We start from the raw sequence: 14770 nt of genomic DNA on the forward strand, positions 1-14770 counted from the left end.
GACAGTAAGTCGCCATGCTTCTCGATCAGGTAGGGAATGGGGATCCCCTTCTGGAGAGTCCCGCGTGTCCTTTCTTCCCGTCCATTCGAGATTAAGGTTTCGCGTAGCTGGCGAGTGTACTGGGCAGGACGATCAGGGGCAATGCTTGACACCTATGGATCTGCCCAGGAAAGGGAGAATTTTTCGCCGGCGCGACGCAGTCATCTCGATCGCGCCGGCCAGGGGCGGGGTGGGGCCGATGCCGACCGCTTGGCACCGGCCCCTCAGTCTTGCCCGCCCGTCGGCGGCGACGACCCCGGCGGCTACGACCAGGCGAGCATGCGGATCGGGTCTTCGAGCATGTCCCCGACGTCGCGCAGGACGCGGGAGCCCAGTTCGCCGTCCACGATGCGGTGGTCGAACGAGAGCGCGAGCGTGGTCACCTTGCGGATCGCGAGCTCGCCCTCGTGCACCCACGGCATGTCCCGGACCTGGCCGAACGCCAGGATCGCGGCCTCGCCCGGGGTGATGATCGGGGTCCCGGCGTCCACCCCGAACACCCCGACGTTCGTGATCGTGATCGTCCCGTCGGACAGGTCGGCGGGGGACGCCTTGCCCGCGCGGGCCTTCGCCGCCAGCTCGTTCAGAGAGCGCGCGAGGCCCGGCAGGTCGAGCTCGTGCGCGTCCTTGACCTTGGGGACGATGAGGCCGCGCTCGGTGGCCGCCGCGATCCCGAGGTTCACGTAGCGCTTGACGACGATCTCCGCGCCGTCCGGGCCGTCCGACCAGGTGGAGTTCACCATCGGGTTGCGCGCCACCGCGGTGAGCAGCGCGCGCGCCACCAGCAGCAGCGGCGACACCTTCACGTCCGCGAACTCGGGCAGCTCGCGGAGCCGCTTGACGGTCTCCATCGTCCGCGTCACGTCCACCTGGAGGAACTCGGTGACGTGCGGGGCGGTGAACGCCGAACCCGACACCGCCGCCGCGGTCGCCTTGCGGACGCCCCTGACGGGGATCCGCTCCTCGCGCGGGCCCGCCTGGGCGGGCGCGGCGGGAGCCTCGGCCCCGGCCTGCGCGGCGAGGACGTCCTCGCGCGTGATCGATCCCTGCGGACCCGACCCGGTGACGGACGTGAGGTCCACCCCGAGGTCCTTGGCCATCTTGCGGACGGGCGGCTTGGCCAGCGGCAACCCGTTGCCCGAAGGGCTCGGACGGGGCGCCGGCGGCGCCTGCGGGGCGGGCGCGGGCGCCGGGGCGACCGGAGCCGCGGACGCCGCGGGCGCGGGGGACGCCGCGCCGTTGGCGGACCTGCGAGGGCGGCGCCTGGTCGTCCCCTCCTTCACGCCGTAGCCGACGAGGACCGGCGTGCGCTTCGGCGCCTCCTTCGGCGAGACCATGCCGGGCTCGTTGACGGTCGGGACGCCCTCCTCGCGGAGCGCGGCCGCCTGCGCCGGGGGCTCGGACACCGGCGTCGCCACGCCGCCCTCGCCGCCGGGGTCCACCGCGATGATCGGGACCCCGACGTCCACGGTCTGCCCCTCGGTGACCATCAGCTCGGTCACCACGCCCTCGAACGGGCAGGGCAGCTCCACGATCGCCTTCGCCGTCTCGATCTCGACGATGGTCTGGTTCACCTCGACGGTGTCGCCGGGCTGGACGTGCCACTTGACGATCTCGGCCTCGGTCAGGCCCTCGCCCACGTCGGGCAGTTTGAACAGTCTGGGCTGGCTCACCGGCGTCACCACGCGAAGGTCCGGTCGACCGCGTCCAGGATGCGGTCGAGGTCGGGCAGGTAATGGTCCTCGATGCGGGACGGCGGGTACGGGGTGGAGAACCCGCCGACGCGCAGCACCGGCGACTCCAGCCGGTAGAAGCACTTCTCGGTGATCCGGGCGGCCAGTTCGGCGCCGTACCCGTTGAACACCGGGGCCTCGTGGACGACGACGCAGCGTCCCGTCCGGTTCACCGAGTCGGTCACCGTTCCGATGTCGAGCGGGTTCAGCGAGCGCAGGTCGATGACCTCCAGCTCGCGCCCCTCCTCGGCGGCGGCCCCCGCCGCCTCCAGGCACGTCTTCACCGCCGGCCCGTAGGCCAGCAGCGTCGCGTGCTCGCCCGGCCGCACGACCGCGGCGCGGTGCAGCGGCGTCCAGTCGGCCGGGTCCGCGTCGGTGTCCACCTCCGCCTTGTCCCAGTAGCGGCGCTTCGGCTCGAAGAACACCACCGGGTCGGGGGAGGCGATCGACTGCTGGATCATCGAGTAGGCGTCCAGCGGGTTCGAGCACGCCACCACGCGCAGGCCGGCGGTGTGCGTGAAGTACGCCTCGGGCGACTCGGAGTGGTGCTCGACCGCGCCGATGCCGCCGCCGCACGGGATCCGGACGACGACCGGCAGCTCCAGCGCGCCGAGCGAGCGCATCCGCATCTTCGCCAGCTGCGTGATGATCTGGTCGGCGGCGGGGAACACGAACCCGTCGAACTGGATCTCCACGACGGGCCGGTAGCCGCGCAGCGCCAGCCCGATCGCCGTCCCGACGATGCCGGACTCGGCGAGCGGGGTGTCGATGACCCGCTCCTCGCCGAAGTCCTTCTGCAGGCCGTCGGTGATGCGGAAGACGCCGCCGAGCTTGCCGACGTCCTCGCCCATGACGAGGACCTTCGGGTCGTTCTCCATGGCCTTGCGCAGGCCCGTGTTGAGGGCCTTGCCGAGGGTCAGGGTGCTCACTTCGCCTCCTCCTCGAACGACGCCAGGTAGGCGGCGAACTGCTCCTGCTCCTCGGTCATCAGCGGGTGCTCTTCCCCGTACACGTGGTCGAACATCGACAGCGGCTCCGGGTCGGGCAGCGCCAGGCACGCCTCACGCAGTTCCCTGGTGATCTGCTTGGCCTCGTCCTCCACCTTCTGGAAGAACCCCGCGTCGGCCATGTCGCCGCGCACCAGGTACGCCTTGACGCGCTCGATCGGGTCCTTGAGCTTCCACGCCTCCTCCTCGGCCTTCAGCCGGTAGCGCGTGGGGTCGTCGGTCGTGGTGTGAGCACCCATCCGGTACGTGTACGCCTCGACGAGCGTGGGCCCCTGGCCCGTCCTGGCGTTCTCCAAGGCCTTCTTGGTGACGGCCAAGCAGGCGAACACGTCGTTGCCGTCCACGCGGATACCCGGGAAGCCGAAACCCTGCGCGCGCTTGTAGAGAGGGATCCTGGACTGCCGTTCGAGGGGCTCGGAGATGGCCCACTGGTTGTTCTGGCAGAAGAACACGATCGGCGCGTTGAAGACCGAGGCGAAGACGAAGGATTCGTTCACGTCGCCTTGGGACGTCGCCCCGTCCCCGAAGTAGGCGATCGTGGCGCCGGCGGACGGGGTGCCGAGCACACCGTCCCTCTGGACGCCCATCGCGTACCCGGTCGCGTGCAGCGTCTGGCTGCCGATCACGACGGTGTACAGGTGGAAGCCGTGCTCCTTCGGGTCCCACCCGCCGTGGTTGATGCCCCGGAACATGCCGAGCAGCTTCAGCGGCTCCACGTCCCGGCACCAGGCGACGCCGTGCTCCCGGTACGTCGGGAACACCATGTCGTTGGCGGACGCCGCCCGCCCGGAGCCGATCTGCGCCGCCTCCTGGCCGAGCAGGGACGCCCAGAGGCCGAGCTCGCCCTGGCGGGTGAGGGCGACGGCCTCCTGGTCGATCCGCCGCACGATCACCAGGTCGCGGTACAGCCCGCGCACGTCCTCGGCGCCGAGGTCCAGCGGGTAGTCCGGATGCTCGATCCGCTCGCCCTCGGGGGTGAGCAGCTGGACGAGTTCGGGCTCGGCGGCCTTCGGGGTGTCGGGCGCGCCGCGCACGGAGTCGATCGTCATCGATGACACTCCTCGTTCGGGGCCGTCGCGCGGGGTCGCCGCGCGGCCGGCCGATGTCGACGGCCCGTCCCCGGTAAGGGACAAAAGCCGCAATGCCATCGTGGCAGACATCACACCCTGCGATGCAAGCCCCCGCCACCGCGATGCGAGCCCCGCCACCGGAGGTCTTACCCCCGGCTTTACCCCGCGACCCGGACGTGACGCACGTTAAGTCCGCTATCCCCTATGTCCCGAAGCGCCTGTGGCTCGGCCTCCTGTGACCCGCTACTCCCGGGAGAGCGCCCGCGTGGCGCCCGCCGCGACCGTCAGGCCGAGGAGCAGGCCCGCCGCGACGATGAAGTTGGCGATCCACTGGTAGACGCCCTTGGGCGCGAACTCCATCTCCTGGCCGAGGCTGCCGATCGGCAGGAGGAGGTCGAGCGTGTAGAAGAACGCGTTGAAGTGCGGCTTGTGGCCGTCGTCCAGGACGTCCGGCCGGTGGATCGTGAAGACGATCGTCCCGAACGCGAGCAGGCCGATCAGCCAGCTCGCGGCGCGGAACGGGCGGTAGCCGTAGCCGACCAGCCCGTCCTGGAACCAGCCGACGATCTTGCGGGGGAGCCCCTGCGTCCGGCGCCGGTCCCGGGCCTTGGCGAGCAGGACGGAGCGGCCGTCGGCGTCCAGGCCGAGGGCGCGGTAGGTCTGCGCGAGCCGCTCGTAGGGCTGCGGGGCGTAGCCGTCGCTGTCGCGGCGCAGCCACGCCAGCCGCTCGCGGGCGGTGAGCGGCGGTTCGAGGGTCTCGTACTGGAGGCCGTCGAGCTGGAGGCGCTCCGGCCAGGACGCGGCGTCGTCGCGCAGCAGGTTGATGCGCGCGTAGGACAGGTCCGCGGTCCCCTTGATCGGCTCGGCGGTGCGCATCAGCAGCTCCTCGGCCTGGAGCCGCTGCAGGCCGAGGGCCGTCCCCTCGTCGTGCAACAGGCGCGCGTCGCGCAGGCTGAGCTGCCCGGTGACGCGGGCCCCGGAGAAGCTGACGGCGCCGACGGCGGTGAACCCGTCCGAGCAGTAGATGTCGGTCTCGACGGCCAGGTCGTCGGCGTTCAGGGCGGTCCGCTTGGGGGCGGCCAGGCGGGCGCCGACGAACGACAGGTAACCGCCGACGCGGGCGCCGCGCAGCCGGACCTCGCCCTCGGCGGTGAACCCGCCGTCGCAGAACACGTTCGCGGCCACGTCCAGGCGGCTGGCGTACAGGGCCGCGCCGGACGGGTTGTACAGCCGCGCGCCCCGGAAGATCAGCTGGCCGCCGACGCGGGCCCCCGGCAGCCGGACCTCGCCGTTGGCGGCGAACCCCTGGTCGCAGTAGACGTTCGCCTCGACCGAGAGGCGGTCGGCGAGCATGGCGTCCCCGCCGGGGTTGGACAGGTGGACGCCCGACATGTTGAGGATGCCGGTGATGTTCGCGCCGTCCAGCCAGAGGCCCCCGTTGATGCGGCTGCCCTCCAGCCACAGGTGGCCGTCCACCCGCGTGCCGGAGGCGATCAGGCCGGGCAGCCGGCAGCGCATCAGGTGGACGCTGTTCATGCTCGCCCAGTACAGGTGCGGCGCCTCGTCGAAGTCGCAGCCGGTCAGAGCCAGCGGAACGTGGACCTCCGCGTGCCCGAGGTTCAGCGCGCCGGTGATGCGGGCGCCGCCGAGCCGCACGGCGGCGACCTGGCCGGGCTCGGCCTCCACCGCGCCGACGAGCAGCGCGACGAGGACCTCCGCCCTGACCATGCGGTCACGTCCCCAGCGGTCGGAGCGCGTGATGTCGTCCATCGCCTGGTCGCCGGACGACAGGTCGACGGATTCGCCCTTGGGGAACGCCTCCCAGAGGCGGCGTTCCACGGGCGTGAGGTCCTCGATGTTCATCGTCTGGCTCCGGGGGTGCTGATGGCTCGTGATGGGCCATGGTGCCGTACGCTTCAGGATCGTAAGCAAAAGCGCAGATCAGTGAGGGGGCGACCGTGGCGCGTGTCGTCGTGGACGTCATGCTGAAGCCGGAGATCCTCGACCCGCAGGGGCAGGCGATCGCCCGCAAGCTGCCGCAGATGGGGTTCGACGGGGTCGTGGCCGTCCGGCAGGGCAAGCGGTTCGAGGTGGAGCTGGAGGGGGAGGCCGACGAGGCCGCCCTGGAGAAGGTGGCCAAGATCGCCGAGACGCTGCTGGCGAACCCGGTGATCGAGAACTACGAGGTTCACGTTCTGTAACCGCCCCGGCGCGCGGCCGGGACCGGCCCGCGGCCCGACCCGGCGGCAGAACACCGCTCGGTTTCCGGCCGCGACATGGCCCGTTCCAAAATGTGGGCCCCGCGACTGTGGCGATTACGGAAGATTCCTCCGGGGAACTGTTAGCTGCGTTGAGTCGTCGAGCACGCTCCGGGACCGGGGGCACGGTCGGGACGCCCGGAGCATGACACGAGGTGTCCGGGTGGATATGAGGTTCTCGCTCGCGCTGCCGCGCGACGCGATGAGCATCCCGGTGGTCCGCCGGGTGACGGGCGAGGCCCTGCGCGGCCTGGGCGTCGCCGAGGACTGCGTCGACGACCTGCTGGTCGCGATCTCCGAGGCGTGCACGAACGTCATCGAGCACGCCCGCGCGAACGGCGACTACGAGGTCACCGGCCACGTGGCCGACGGCACCTGCCTGCTCAAGATCATGGACTGGGGCCGCGGGCTGCGGTCCGCCCCGCCCGAGCCCGGGCCGCTGAGCGAGTCGGGGCGCGGGATCAAGCTCATGCGCGCGCTGGTGGATGACCTGAACATCGACTCCGTGCCCGACCGCGGCACCGTCGTTCACCTGCGAAAGCGGCTGACCTGGAGGGACGGGGCGCTGGTCCGGCGCCTCGACCGCAACCTCATTCCCAACGCCGGGTAGATTGGGACCTGCGCGCGGGGGAATGCGACGCGCATCGGGGTTGATCGGCGGAGAAGATCCCGATCGTCTCGGCCGCACCTCATTTCGGAGGAACAGAACAGATGGACGCTGCCCGGGTTGGGATCATCACCTTCCCAGGTTCCCTTGACGACAAGGACGCCGCACGCGCGGTGCGGCTGGCCGGCGCGGAGCCGGTCGCCCTCTGGCACGGCGACCGCGACCTGCGGGGGGTCGACGCCGTCGTCCTGCCCGGCGGGTTCTCCTACGGGGACTACCTGCGCGCGGGGGCTATCGCCCGGTTCGCGCCGCTGATGTCCGAGGTCGTGGCCGCCGCCGGCGACGGCCTGCCCGTCCTCGGCATCTGCAACGGCTTCCAGGTGCTGTGCGAGTCGCACCTGCTGCCCGGCGCGCTGCTCCCGAACGCGGGGCTGCACTTCGTCTGCCGCGACCAGCGGCTGCGCGTCGAGAACGCCGACACCGCCTGGACCTCCGAGTACCAGGAGGGCCAGGAGCTGGTGATCCCGGTGAAGAACCGGGACGGGCGCTACACCGCCGACCGGGAGACGCTGCTCGAACTGGCCGACTCCGGCCGCATCGTCGCCCGCTACCTCGACCTGAACCCGAACGGCTCCCAGGACGACATCGCCGGGATCTGCAACGAGGCCGGCAACGTGGTCGGGCTCATGCCCCATCCCGAGCACGCCGTCGAGTCGCTGACCGGGCCGTCCACCGACGGGCTCGGCTTCTTCACCTCGATCGTCAAGAGACTGGTCAACGCATGAGTGAGCAACGGCCCCACGCTTCCGGAAGGGCTAGGCGGGACGAGGACGAGCCCTCGATGGAGTGGCTCGGCGAGCTCAAGTCCGACGCGGACGACCCCGAGCTCCAGCCGGTCAACCCCGCCGTGACGCAGGGCTTCAAGGCCATCCTCGAAGAGGACCAGCAGCCTCCCGCCCTGCCCGGCGCGGACGACCCGGCCTCCGAACCGGCCCCGGGGCCCTTCACAGGGCCCATCCCGGTGCTGAACGTCGAAGAGCCCGCCCCGGGCCCCGCCGCGTCCCAAGGCGGGCCTGACCAGGACTTCGCGCGAGCCCTGGAAGAGGAGCGCTCCAGCGGCGACCCCACGTCCACCGTCGTGGACCCGTCGCTCACCGCGCCCGACCTGAGCGCCTTCGCCGCGCCGCCGCCCGCCCGCGGCACGGGCACCGGCCCGCAGCCCGTGGTCGGTTCCGGCACGGGCCCGCAACCGGCGGTCGGTCACGGCACCGGCCAGCAGCCGGTAGTGGGCCACGGCACCGGCCAGCAGCCGGTGGTCGGCCACGGCACCGGCCAGCAGCCCGCAGTGGGCACCGGCACGGGCCCTCAGCCCGCGGTCGGCTCGGGCACGGGCCCGCAGCCGGCGGTTCGTCCGGGCACCGGCCCGCAGCCTCTCATCGACCTGAACTCGGGCCCGCTGTCTCAAGGCCCCGGCACCGGTCCGCTGCCCCCGGTGGGTCCGGGCACCGGTCCGCTGCCCCAGGTGGGCCCCGGCACGGGCCCTCAGCCCGCCGTAGGCACCGGTACGGGCCCCCAGCCCGTCATCGGGCGCGGCACGGGCCCGCAGCCGACCGTGCGCCCGGGAACCGGCCCGCTGCCCGCCATCGGGCAGGGCACGGGTCCCCAGCCCCCGGCCGGCCTCGGCACGGGCCCGCTGCCCGCCGTCCGTCCAGGGACGGGCCCGATCCCCAGGGTCGGCCCAGGAACGGGCCCGCTCCCCAGGGTGAGCCCGGGGACGGGGCCGCTGCCCGCGGTCGGTTCCGGCACCGGACCCCAGCCCGCCGTCGGGCGCGGCACGGGTCCGCAGCCGTCCACCGGCCACGGCACGGGCCCCCAGCCCGCCGTCGGGCGGAGCACGGGTCCGCAGCCCGCCATCGGCCGCGGCACCGGGCCGCAGCCCGCGCTCGAAGCGCCCGCGCACTACGACCAGGGCACCGACACGGTCGCCGTCGCCGCCGCGTCTCCCGAGCGTCCGCAGCCGTACGCCGAGCTGGGGATGAACGACGAGGAGTACCAGCGCGTCCGCAACATCCTGGGACGCCGGCCCACCTCGGCCGAGCTGGCGATCTACTCCGTCATGTGGAGCGAGCACTGCTCCTACAAGAGCTCCAAGGTGCACCTGCGCCAGTTCGGCGACAAGGCCCCCAAGACCGACAAGCTCCTCGTCGGCATGGGGGAGAACGCCGGTGTCGTCGACATCGGCCAGGGCTGGGCGGTCACCTTCAAGGTGGAGTCGCACAACCACCCGTCCTATGTCGAGCCGTACCAGGGCGCCGCGACCGGCGTCGGCGGGATCGTCCGCGACATCATGTCGATGGGCGCGCGCCCCATCGCCGTCATGGACTCCCTGCGCTTCGGCCCGGCCGACGCCGCCGACACCCAGCGCGTCCTGCCCGGCGTCGTCGCCGGCGTGGGCGGTTACGGCAACTCCCTCGGCCTGCCCAACATCGGCGGCGAGACGGTCTTCGACGCCTGCTACGAGCAGAACCCGCTCGTGAACGCGCTGTGCGTCGGCGTGATGAAGCACGAGGACATCAAGCGCGCGGTGGCCCCCGGCCCCGGTAACCAGGTGATCCTGTTCGGCGCCCTGACCGGCCCGGACGGCATCGGCGGCGCGTCCGTCCTCGCCTCGGCCACCTTCGACGAGGAGTCGCACCAGAAGCGGCCGTCGGTGCAGGTGGGCGACCCGTTCATGGAGAAGCTGCTCATCGAGTGCTGCCTGGAGCTGTTCCGCGAGGACCTCGTGGTCGGCATCCAGGACCTCGGCGCGGCCGGGGTGTCGTGCGCCACGACGGAGCTGGCCGCGGCCGGCACCGGCGGCATGCACGTCGACCTCGACACCGTCCCGCTCCGCGACGAGACGCTCCGCCCCGAGGAGATCCTCATGAGCGAGTCGCAGGAGCGCATGATGGCGGTGGTGGAGCCCGCCAAGGTCGAGCGCTTCATGGAGATCTGCGCGCGCTGGGAGATCCCGGCCACCGTGATCGGGACGGTCACCGACACCCGCCGGCTGGTCATGACGTGGCGGGGCGAGACGATCGTCGACATCCCGCCGGTCACGGCCGCCGACGAGGGCCCCGTCTACAACCGCCCGCTGGCGCCCCCGCACGACCTCGGCGCCATGCAGTCCGACACCCCGGGGCGGCTCACCCGCCCGTCCAACGGCGACGAGCTGCGCCGGACCGTCCTCTGGCTGGCCGGGTCCCCGAACCTCGCCGGCAAGACGTGGGTGACCTCGCAGTACGACCGGTACGTCCTGGGCAACACCGTCTTGGCGATGCCCGAGAACGCCGGCGTGGTCCGCATCGACGACGAGTCGGGCCTCGGCATCGCGCTGTCCCTGGACGGCAACGGCCGCTACACCCGGCTCGACCCGTACGCGGGCGCGCAGCTCGCGCTGTCGGAGGCGTTCCGCAACGTCGCCGCGACCGGCGCGCGGCCCCTGGCCGTCACCAACTGCCTCAACTTCGGCTCCCCCGAGGACCCGGGGGTCATGTGGCAGTTCGCGCAGGCGGTCACGGGCCTGGCGGACGGCTGCCAGTACCTCGGCATCCCGGTGACGGGCGGCAACGTCAGCTTCTACAACCAGACGGGCGACACCCCGATCAACCCGACCCCGGTCATCGGCGTCCTCGGCGTCCACGACGACGTGCGCCGCCGGGTGAACATGTCGCTGACCACCGACGGCGCCACGATCGCCCTCCTCGGCGAGACCCGCGAGGAGTTCGGCGGCTCGGAATGGGCGCACGTCGTCTACGGGCACCTGGGCGGCCTGCCGCCGCTGGTCGACCTGAAGGCCGAGGCGGCGCTGGCGTCGGTGATGGTCGCGGCCGTCCGCGACGGCCTGGTCAACGCCGTGCACGACCTCTCCGACGGCGGCCTCTCGCAGACGCTGGTGGAGTCGTGCCTGCGCGGCGGCCTCGGCGCCCGCATCACCCTGCACGGTGACCCGTTCGTCGCGCTGTTCAGCGAGTCGGTGGCCCGCGCCATGGTCGTCGTCCGTCCGGGCGCCGAGTCCCGCCTCGCGGCCCTGTGCGAGTCGGCGGGTGTCCCGGTCAGCCAGATCGGCGTGGCGGGCGGCGACGCCCTGCACGTGACGGGCCGCGGCCCCGAAGGCGACCAGCAGGAGCTGTTCAGCATCGGCCTCTCCGAACTCCGCGAGGCCCACGAGCGCATGCTCCCCACCTACACCGACTGACCGAGCACCGAAGGGCGCCCCCGACCGGGGGCGCCCTTCGCATGCCACGCGCTATTCCGGGCGACGAACGACCGCTTGAGCGACGATGACACGCTGCCCGTTGAACGTCACCGACGGAGGCCCGTGCAGCTCATAGCCCAGGTCGAGCGCCTCACTGACCCGCCGGCAGAACGTCTCGTCGTCCGGCCCGGTAAGAACCCGATACCGCGGAAGCTCCCGCTTTTCAGCCATCCCCAGACCCTAGAGGACCCCCCTCCAAGAGCCCTGCGCCCACACCCCCACCGTCACCGCCGCCCCTCGGCGCCGTAGCAGACGGCGCCTCGGACCGTCCCACGCAGGATGGCGAATCCTCGTGCTCCGCGGCAGCCCGGCCTGATCTTCTGCCGGCACCTGTGCTCTGGCACGCGCGCATTGACCAACTCCGCGAAGGATTGCGCCGCGTCCTGGCCTACGGACGTCCTAGCGAACGACCTGAGCTCCTGGAACTCTGACAGCGGCGGCGGACCGGCACCGGCCGAAAGTCTGGCGGTGAGACGTTCGGGCCGAGAGCGATGCCGGCGAGGTCGAACGTCAGTGTGCGGCCTTCGCTCATCACCCGGTCGACGTCCGACTGGGAGGGGCCGGTGATGCCGTCATTCGGAGCGACGCAAGATCGCGACCTGCGGCAATGTGACCCGGTGAGGCCGGCGGATGGTCGCCGAGTTCGATGTGAACCCGGCCGCCTGCGCGCCCGCGAGGGCATGGCACTGGCTGAAGACGTCCTTTCAGGACGTGCTGTGGAAGCCCTCGATCGCGCTGCGGACGTGGCCGGAGAAGGGCCCCGCGTCCTCGGGCCAGGAGGCGACGAGCCGCTGGAGCAGCTCACGGTGCGCACGCAATCTCTTCGGCGTCGTCAGCTGACCGGCGGCACCGACCTGGATCTGGAGATCGTCGGCCTCGGTCAGCCGGACGAGCAGATCCTCCACCTCGGGGATGTCGAGGTCGCCCAGGGCGTGGATCGCGGAGCCGCGGACCCGCGCGTCCAGGCTCTCGTCGAGGGCGACGGCGCGTACGGCCGCCAGCAGCCGCGGGTTCGGCTCCTCGCCGTCGTCGAGGGCGGTGGACGCTGCGAGCAGTGCCTCCTCCCGGAGCCCGGGGGCGGGATCGCCGTCGAGCACGTCGGCGATCCGGTCGGCGTCCTCGTCCTCGCCGAGATGCCACACAATGGTGAGGAAGGCTGGCAGGCTGGCCGACCGCGGTCCTCCCATTTCCCAGCTCTCTCGTGAGCCCGTTCAAGGGTCCGCTCGGGCCGGCGTTAGGCCCGCCCGCGCTGCGGGCCGCAAGGGCTGGCTTCCGGCGTTCCGGGACGCGGCCCTGTTCAAGACCACGTCACAGGAAAGTCGCCATCCCGCCTCGGGGCGAGGTGCGGACTCCCAGCCAGGCCAACGCCTTCTTCAACGGTGCGAATAGCGCATCAGATGCTATTCGTCCCCTTACTAGAAGACCGAGATGTGGACGTGGTCGTAGTGGTTGGCGGTTACGCCGCCTCGGTTCTCCATGGCGCGCCAGCCGGGGCTGCGCAGGTCGTAGATGCGCTGGCGCCAGATGATGTATTTGATGCCCAGGGCGCTGGCGTGGGCAATGGCGTAGGCGGCGGTGCGGTCGCCCAAGGACTGGGCGCTGCCGGAGGCCATGACGCCGCCCGTGGTCACCATGAAGTCACAGGCATGGCCGGTGCCGTGGTCCTGGGGGTCGCCGGTCTGCCGGACGCAGCCGATCGTGGGGAAGGGGCCCGTCTCCAGGTCGAGGGTGTTCTTCACCTTGAGCATGCGCGGCGTGACGCCGCCCATGCCGACGCTCGGGGACTCGGGCTTGTACTTCTTGACCAGGGACTGGATCTGCGACTTGCGCCGTTTCAGGTCCTTGATCTCCTTGTTGAGCTCCGTCATCTTCTGCTGGGCCGCCTTGCGGGCCGCGAGCTGGTCGTTGACGAGCTTCTGGATCTGGGCGACCTTGCCCGCCTTGTTCTGGGCGAGGTGGCTGACCAGGGTGGCGTTGCTCAGCAGGTCGGAGGGGTCGGCGTCGGCCAGGAAGGTGACGGTCGGGTCCTCGCCGTTCGTCATGTACTGGGACGCGGCGAGCTGGGCGACGACGCCGCGGGCCTCCTGGAGGTCGCGCTGCAGGTCGTTGGACTTGTCCAGCGCCTTCTTCGCGGCGTACTCGGCGTCCTTCAGCTTGGCGAGGTCGCCGCCGTACTCCTTGTCGAGCTGCTCGATCTGGCGGTTCAGTCTCGCGAACTTGCCGCTGTCGCCCGGGTCGAGGGGCGCGGACGCCGGCGCGGCCGCGGACGGCGTGGCGGCGGCGACCAGGGGCACCGCGGCGGCGAGGGCCACGAGAGCCGCGGCGGCGTGTCGCCGGCCATGGCGGCGGTCAGCGTGCCGACGGGTGGAGGCGGGGGTCTCCACGTGTTCTCCTCTCGTCATGGCCAGAGGTCAATGGACGTCAAAGAGCCGTCTGCCTCGCCAAGGGTAGACCCCTGCGGTGAAGGGGCGCGGCGAAGGCACGAGATGCCCGGCTCCCTTGCTGGGAGCCGGGCCATCCTACGTGACGGGACTCACAGCTTGCCCTTCCACAGGAGCCTGTTGGGCTGCGAACGCAGGCCCTTGAGGGTGTGGGTGGAGTTGTCGTTCAGCACCTTCTGCACCGTCGGGAAGGTGGCCTTCGGGTGGGTGGACAGGTACAGGGCGGCGACACCGCTCACGTAGGGGGCCGCCATGGACGTCCCGCTGAGCGCCTTGCTGCGGTTGCCGGGCCAGGTGGAGTAGATGCCGTAGCCGGGGGCGTTGATGTCGACGCACTTGCCCCAGTTGGAGAACGAGGCGCGCGTGTCGCTCTTGGTGGTCGCGCCGACCGCCATGACCCAGCCCGCGCCGGCCGGGGAGACCTTGCACGCGTCGGCGTTCTCGTTGCCGGCGGAGACGGAGGTGAACACCCCGGACTTGGACAGGTTCATCACGGCTGTGTTCACCGCGGTGGACTTGGGGCCGCCGAGGGACATGTTCGCCACGGCCGGCTTGGCGGCGTGGGTGCGCAGCCAGTTGGCGGCCTCGACGATGTCCGACATCGAGCCCTCGCCCTTGCAGTCGAGGACGCGCATGGCCCGCAGCTTCACGGACTTGGCGGCGCCGTAGGTCTTGGAGCCGATGATGCCCGCGACGTGGGTGCCGTGGCCGTTGCAGTCACGCCCGTCGCCGTTGAACCTGCTCGCCGCCCAGGCGATCGAGGCGCGGCCGCCGAACTCCGTGTGCTTGACGTCCAGGCCGGTGTCGATGATGTAGGCGTTCACGCCCTTGCCGGACGACTTGTAGGTGTAGGTCTTGGACAGCTTCGCCGACCGCTGGTCGATGCGGTCGAGCCCCCAGGGCAGCGGTGCGCGCTGGGTCGTGGTCGCCTTGACGATCTGGTCCTGCTCGATCGCGGCGACGCGGTCGTCGCGGCGCAGCTTGTTCAGCTGGTCGCCGTTCAGCCGCGCGGCGAAGCCGTTGAGGACGCCGTCGAAGCGCCGGACGCCCGTCGCCTTGACCTTCTTGGCGGCGGCGTCGGTGGACGCTCCGGACTTCAGCGTGACGATGTACCGGCCGGGCACCGGGGTGCCTTCCGCCGCCGTCACCTTCACCAGCGACGACGAGTCGTCGGCGAGGACCGGGAACGCTGCGGCGGCGCCGAGGCACGCCGTGACCGAGCCGACGAGCAGCAGCCTTCGGTGGACAGCCCGCAAGACCCCTCCTTCTGCCGGGGCGCGCGGAGGCGTCCCGCTCATGATCGATGTTTCGATCGAGG

Annotated in this window: 12 protein-coding genes; 4 read left to right on the forward strand and 8 right to left on the reverse strand. The window is 71.5% G+C overall.

The genetic code is table 11. The features are described from left to right. Window positions 1–302: 302 nt before the first annotated feature. The 4 genes from BKA00_RS30080 to BKA00_RS30095 form a co-directional block, all read right to left on the reverse strand. The gene (locus BKA00_RS30080; RefSeq protein WP_185030768.1) at window positions 303–1712 is read right to left on the reverse strand and encodes a 2-oxo acid dehydrogenase subunit E2; all 1410 of its coding nucleotides are present in this window, start codon (window positions 1710–1712) and stop codon (window positions 303–305) included. Window positions 1713–1717: 5 nt separating this feature from the next. After that, window positions 1718–2701, reverse strand: coding sequence for an alpha-ketoacid dehydrogenase subunit beta (locus BKA00_RS30085; protein ID WP_185030770.1), 984 nt, complete (start codon window positions 2699–2701; stop codon window positions 1718–1720). Further along, window positions 2698–3828, reverse strand: a complete 1131-nt coding sequence (gene pdhA / locus BKA00_RS30090; RefSeq protein ID WP_185030772.1) for a pyruvate dehydrogenase (acetyl-transferring) E1 component subunit alpha — start codon at window positions 3826–3828, stop codon at window positions 2698–2700. The genes BKA00_RS30085 and pdhA overlap by 4 nt, the downstream gene beginning before the upstream one ends. A 264-nt stretch (window positions 3829–4092) precedes the next feature. After that, window positions 4093–5712, reverse strand: coding sequence for a hypothetical protein (locus BKA00_RS30095; RefSeq protein ID WP_185030774.1), 1620 nt, complete (start codon window positions 5710–5712; stop codon window positions 4093–4095). 95 nt (window positions 5713–5807) lie between these two features. Here BKA00_RS30095 and purS point away from each other — a divergent pair, with 95 nt between their 5' ends. From purS to purL, 4 genes are all read left to right on the forward strand, one after another. Then, the gene (purS, locus tag BKA00_RS30100) at window positions 5808–6050 is read left to right on the forward strand and encodes a phosphoribosylformylglycinamidine synthase subunit PurS (protein WP_185030775.1); all 243 of its coding nucleotides are present in this window, start codon (window positions 5808–5810) and stop codon (window positions 6048–6050) included. Window positions 6051–6276: 226 nt separating this feature from the next. After that, window positions 6277–6717 (forward strand): ATP-binding protein, encoded by a 441-nt coding sequence (locus BKA00_RS30105; RefSeq protein ID WP_221494271.1) that lies wholly within the window; start codon window positions 6277–6279, stop codon window positions 6715–6717. Window positions 6718–6818: 101 nt separating this feature from the next. Then, complete coding sequence (gene purQ, locus BKA00_RS30110; protein WP_185030779.1) at window positions 6819–7499, forward strand: phosphoribosylformylglycinamidine synthase subunit PurQ; 681 nt, start codon at window positions 6819–6821, stop codon at window positions 7497–7499. A 1250-nt stretch (window positions 7500–8749) separates the two neighbouring features. After that, a complete protein-coding gene (gene purL, locus BKA00_RS30115; RefSeq protein WP_244994601.1) occupies window positions 8750–10951 on the forward strand; it encodes a phosphoribosylformylglycinamidine synthase subunit PurL in 2202 nt (733 codons plus the stop codon). Window positions 10952–11002: 51 nt separating this feature from the next. On the opposite strand, the gene BKA00_RS30120 is transcribed toward purL, so the two are convergent. The 4 genes from BKA00_RS30120 to BKA00_RS30135 all read right to left on the reverse strand — a co-directional run bounded on the left by BKA00_RS30120 (window position 11003) and on the right by BKA00_RS30135 (window position 14708). After that, entirely contained in the window at window positions 11003–11182 is a 180-nt protein-coding gene (locus tag BKA00_RS30120) for a DUF1737 domain-containing protein (RefSeq protein WP_185030781.1), read from the reverse strand. Between the two features lie 533 nt (window positions 11183–11715). Continuing rightward, window positions 11716–12198: a hypothetical protein gene (locus BKA00_RS30125; RefSeq protein WP_185030783.1), complete on the reverse strand. Its 483-nt coding sequence runs from the start codon at window positions 12196–12198 to the stop codon at window positions 11716–11718. 228 nt (window positions 12199–12426) lie between these two features. Beyond that, complete coding sequence (locus BKA00_RS30130; protein WP_185030785.1) at window positions 12427–13395, reverse strand: coiled-coil domain-containing protein; 969 nt, start codon at window positions 13393–13395, stop codon at window positions 12427–12429. Window positions 13396–13544: 149 nt separating this feature from the next. Further along, window positions 13545–14708: a S8 family peptidase gene (locus BKA00_RS30135; protein ID WP_185030787.1), complete on the reverse strand. Its 1164-nt coding sequence runs from the start codon at window positions 14706–14708 to the stop codon at window positions 13545–13547. Window positions 14709–14770 lie beyond the last annotated feature (62 nt).

The organism is Actinomadura coerulea, from assembly GCF_014208105.1.
Taxonomy (GTDB): domain Bacteria; phylum Actinomycetota; class Actinomycetes; order Streptosporangiales; family Streptosporangiaceae; genus Spirillospora; species Spirillospora coerulea.

Coding starts and splice junctions, on each gene's coding strand:
- pdhA (WP_185030772.1), bottom strand. CDS start 3,828: ATGACGATCGACTCCGTGCGCGGCGCGCCCGACACCCCGAAGGCCGCC.
- BKA00_RS30125 (WP_185030783.1), bottom strand. CDS start 12,198: ATGGGAGGACCGCGGTCGGCCAGCCTGCCAGCCTTCCTCACCATTGTG.
- BKA00_RS30095 (WP_185030774.1), bottom strand. CDS start 5,712: ATGAACATCGAGGACCTCACGCCCGTGGAACGCCGCCTCTGGGAGGCG.
- BKA00_RS30105 (WP_221494271.1), top strand. CDS start 6,277: ATGAGGTTCTCGCTCGCGCTGCCGCGCGACGCGATGAGCATCCCGGTG.
- BKA00_RS30120 (WP_185030781.1), bottom strand. CDS start 11,182: ATGGCTGAAAAGCGGGAGCTTCCGCGGTATCGGGTTCTTACCGGGCCG.
- purL (WP_244994601.1), top strand. CDS start 8,750: ATGAACGACGAGGAGTACCAGCGCGTCCGCAACATCCTGGGACGCCGG.
- purQ (WP_185030779.1), top strand. CDS start 6,819: ATGGACGCTGCCCGGGTTGGGATCATCACCTTCCCAGGTTCCCTTGAC.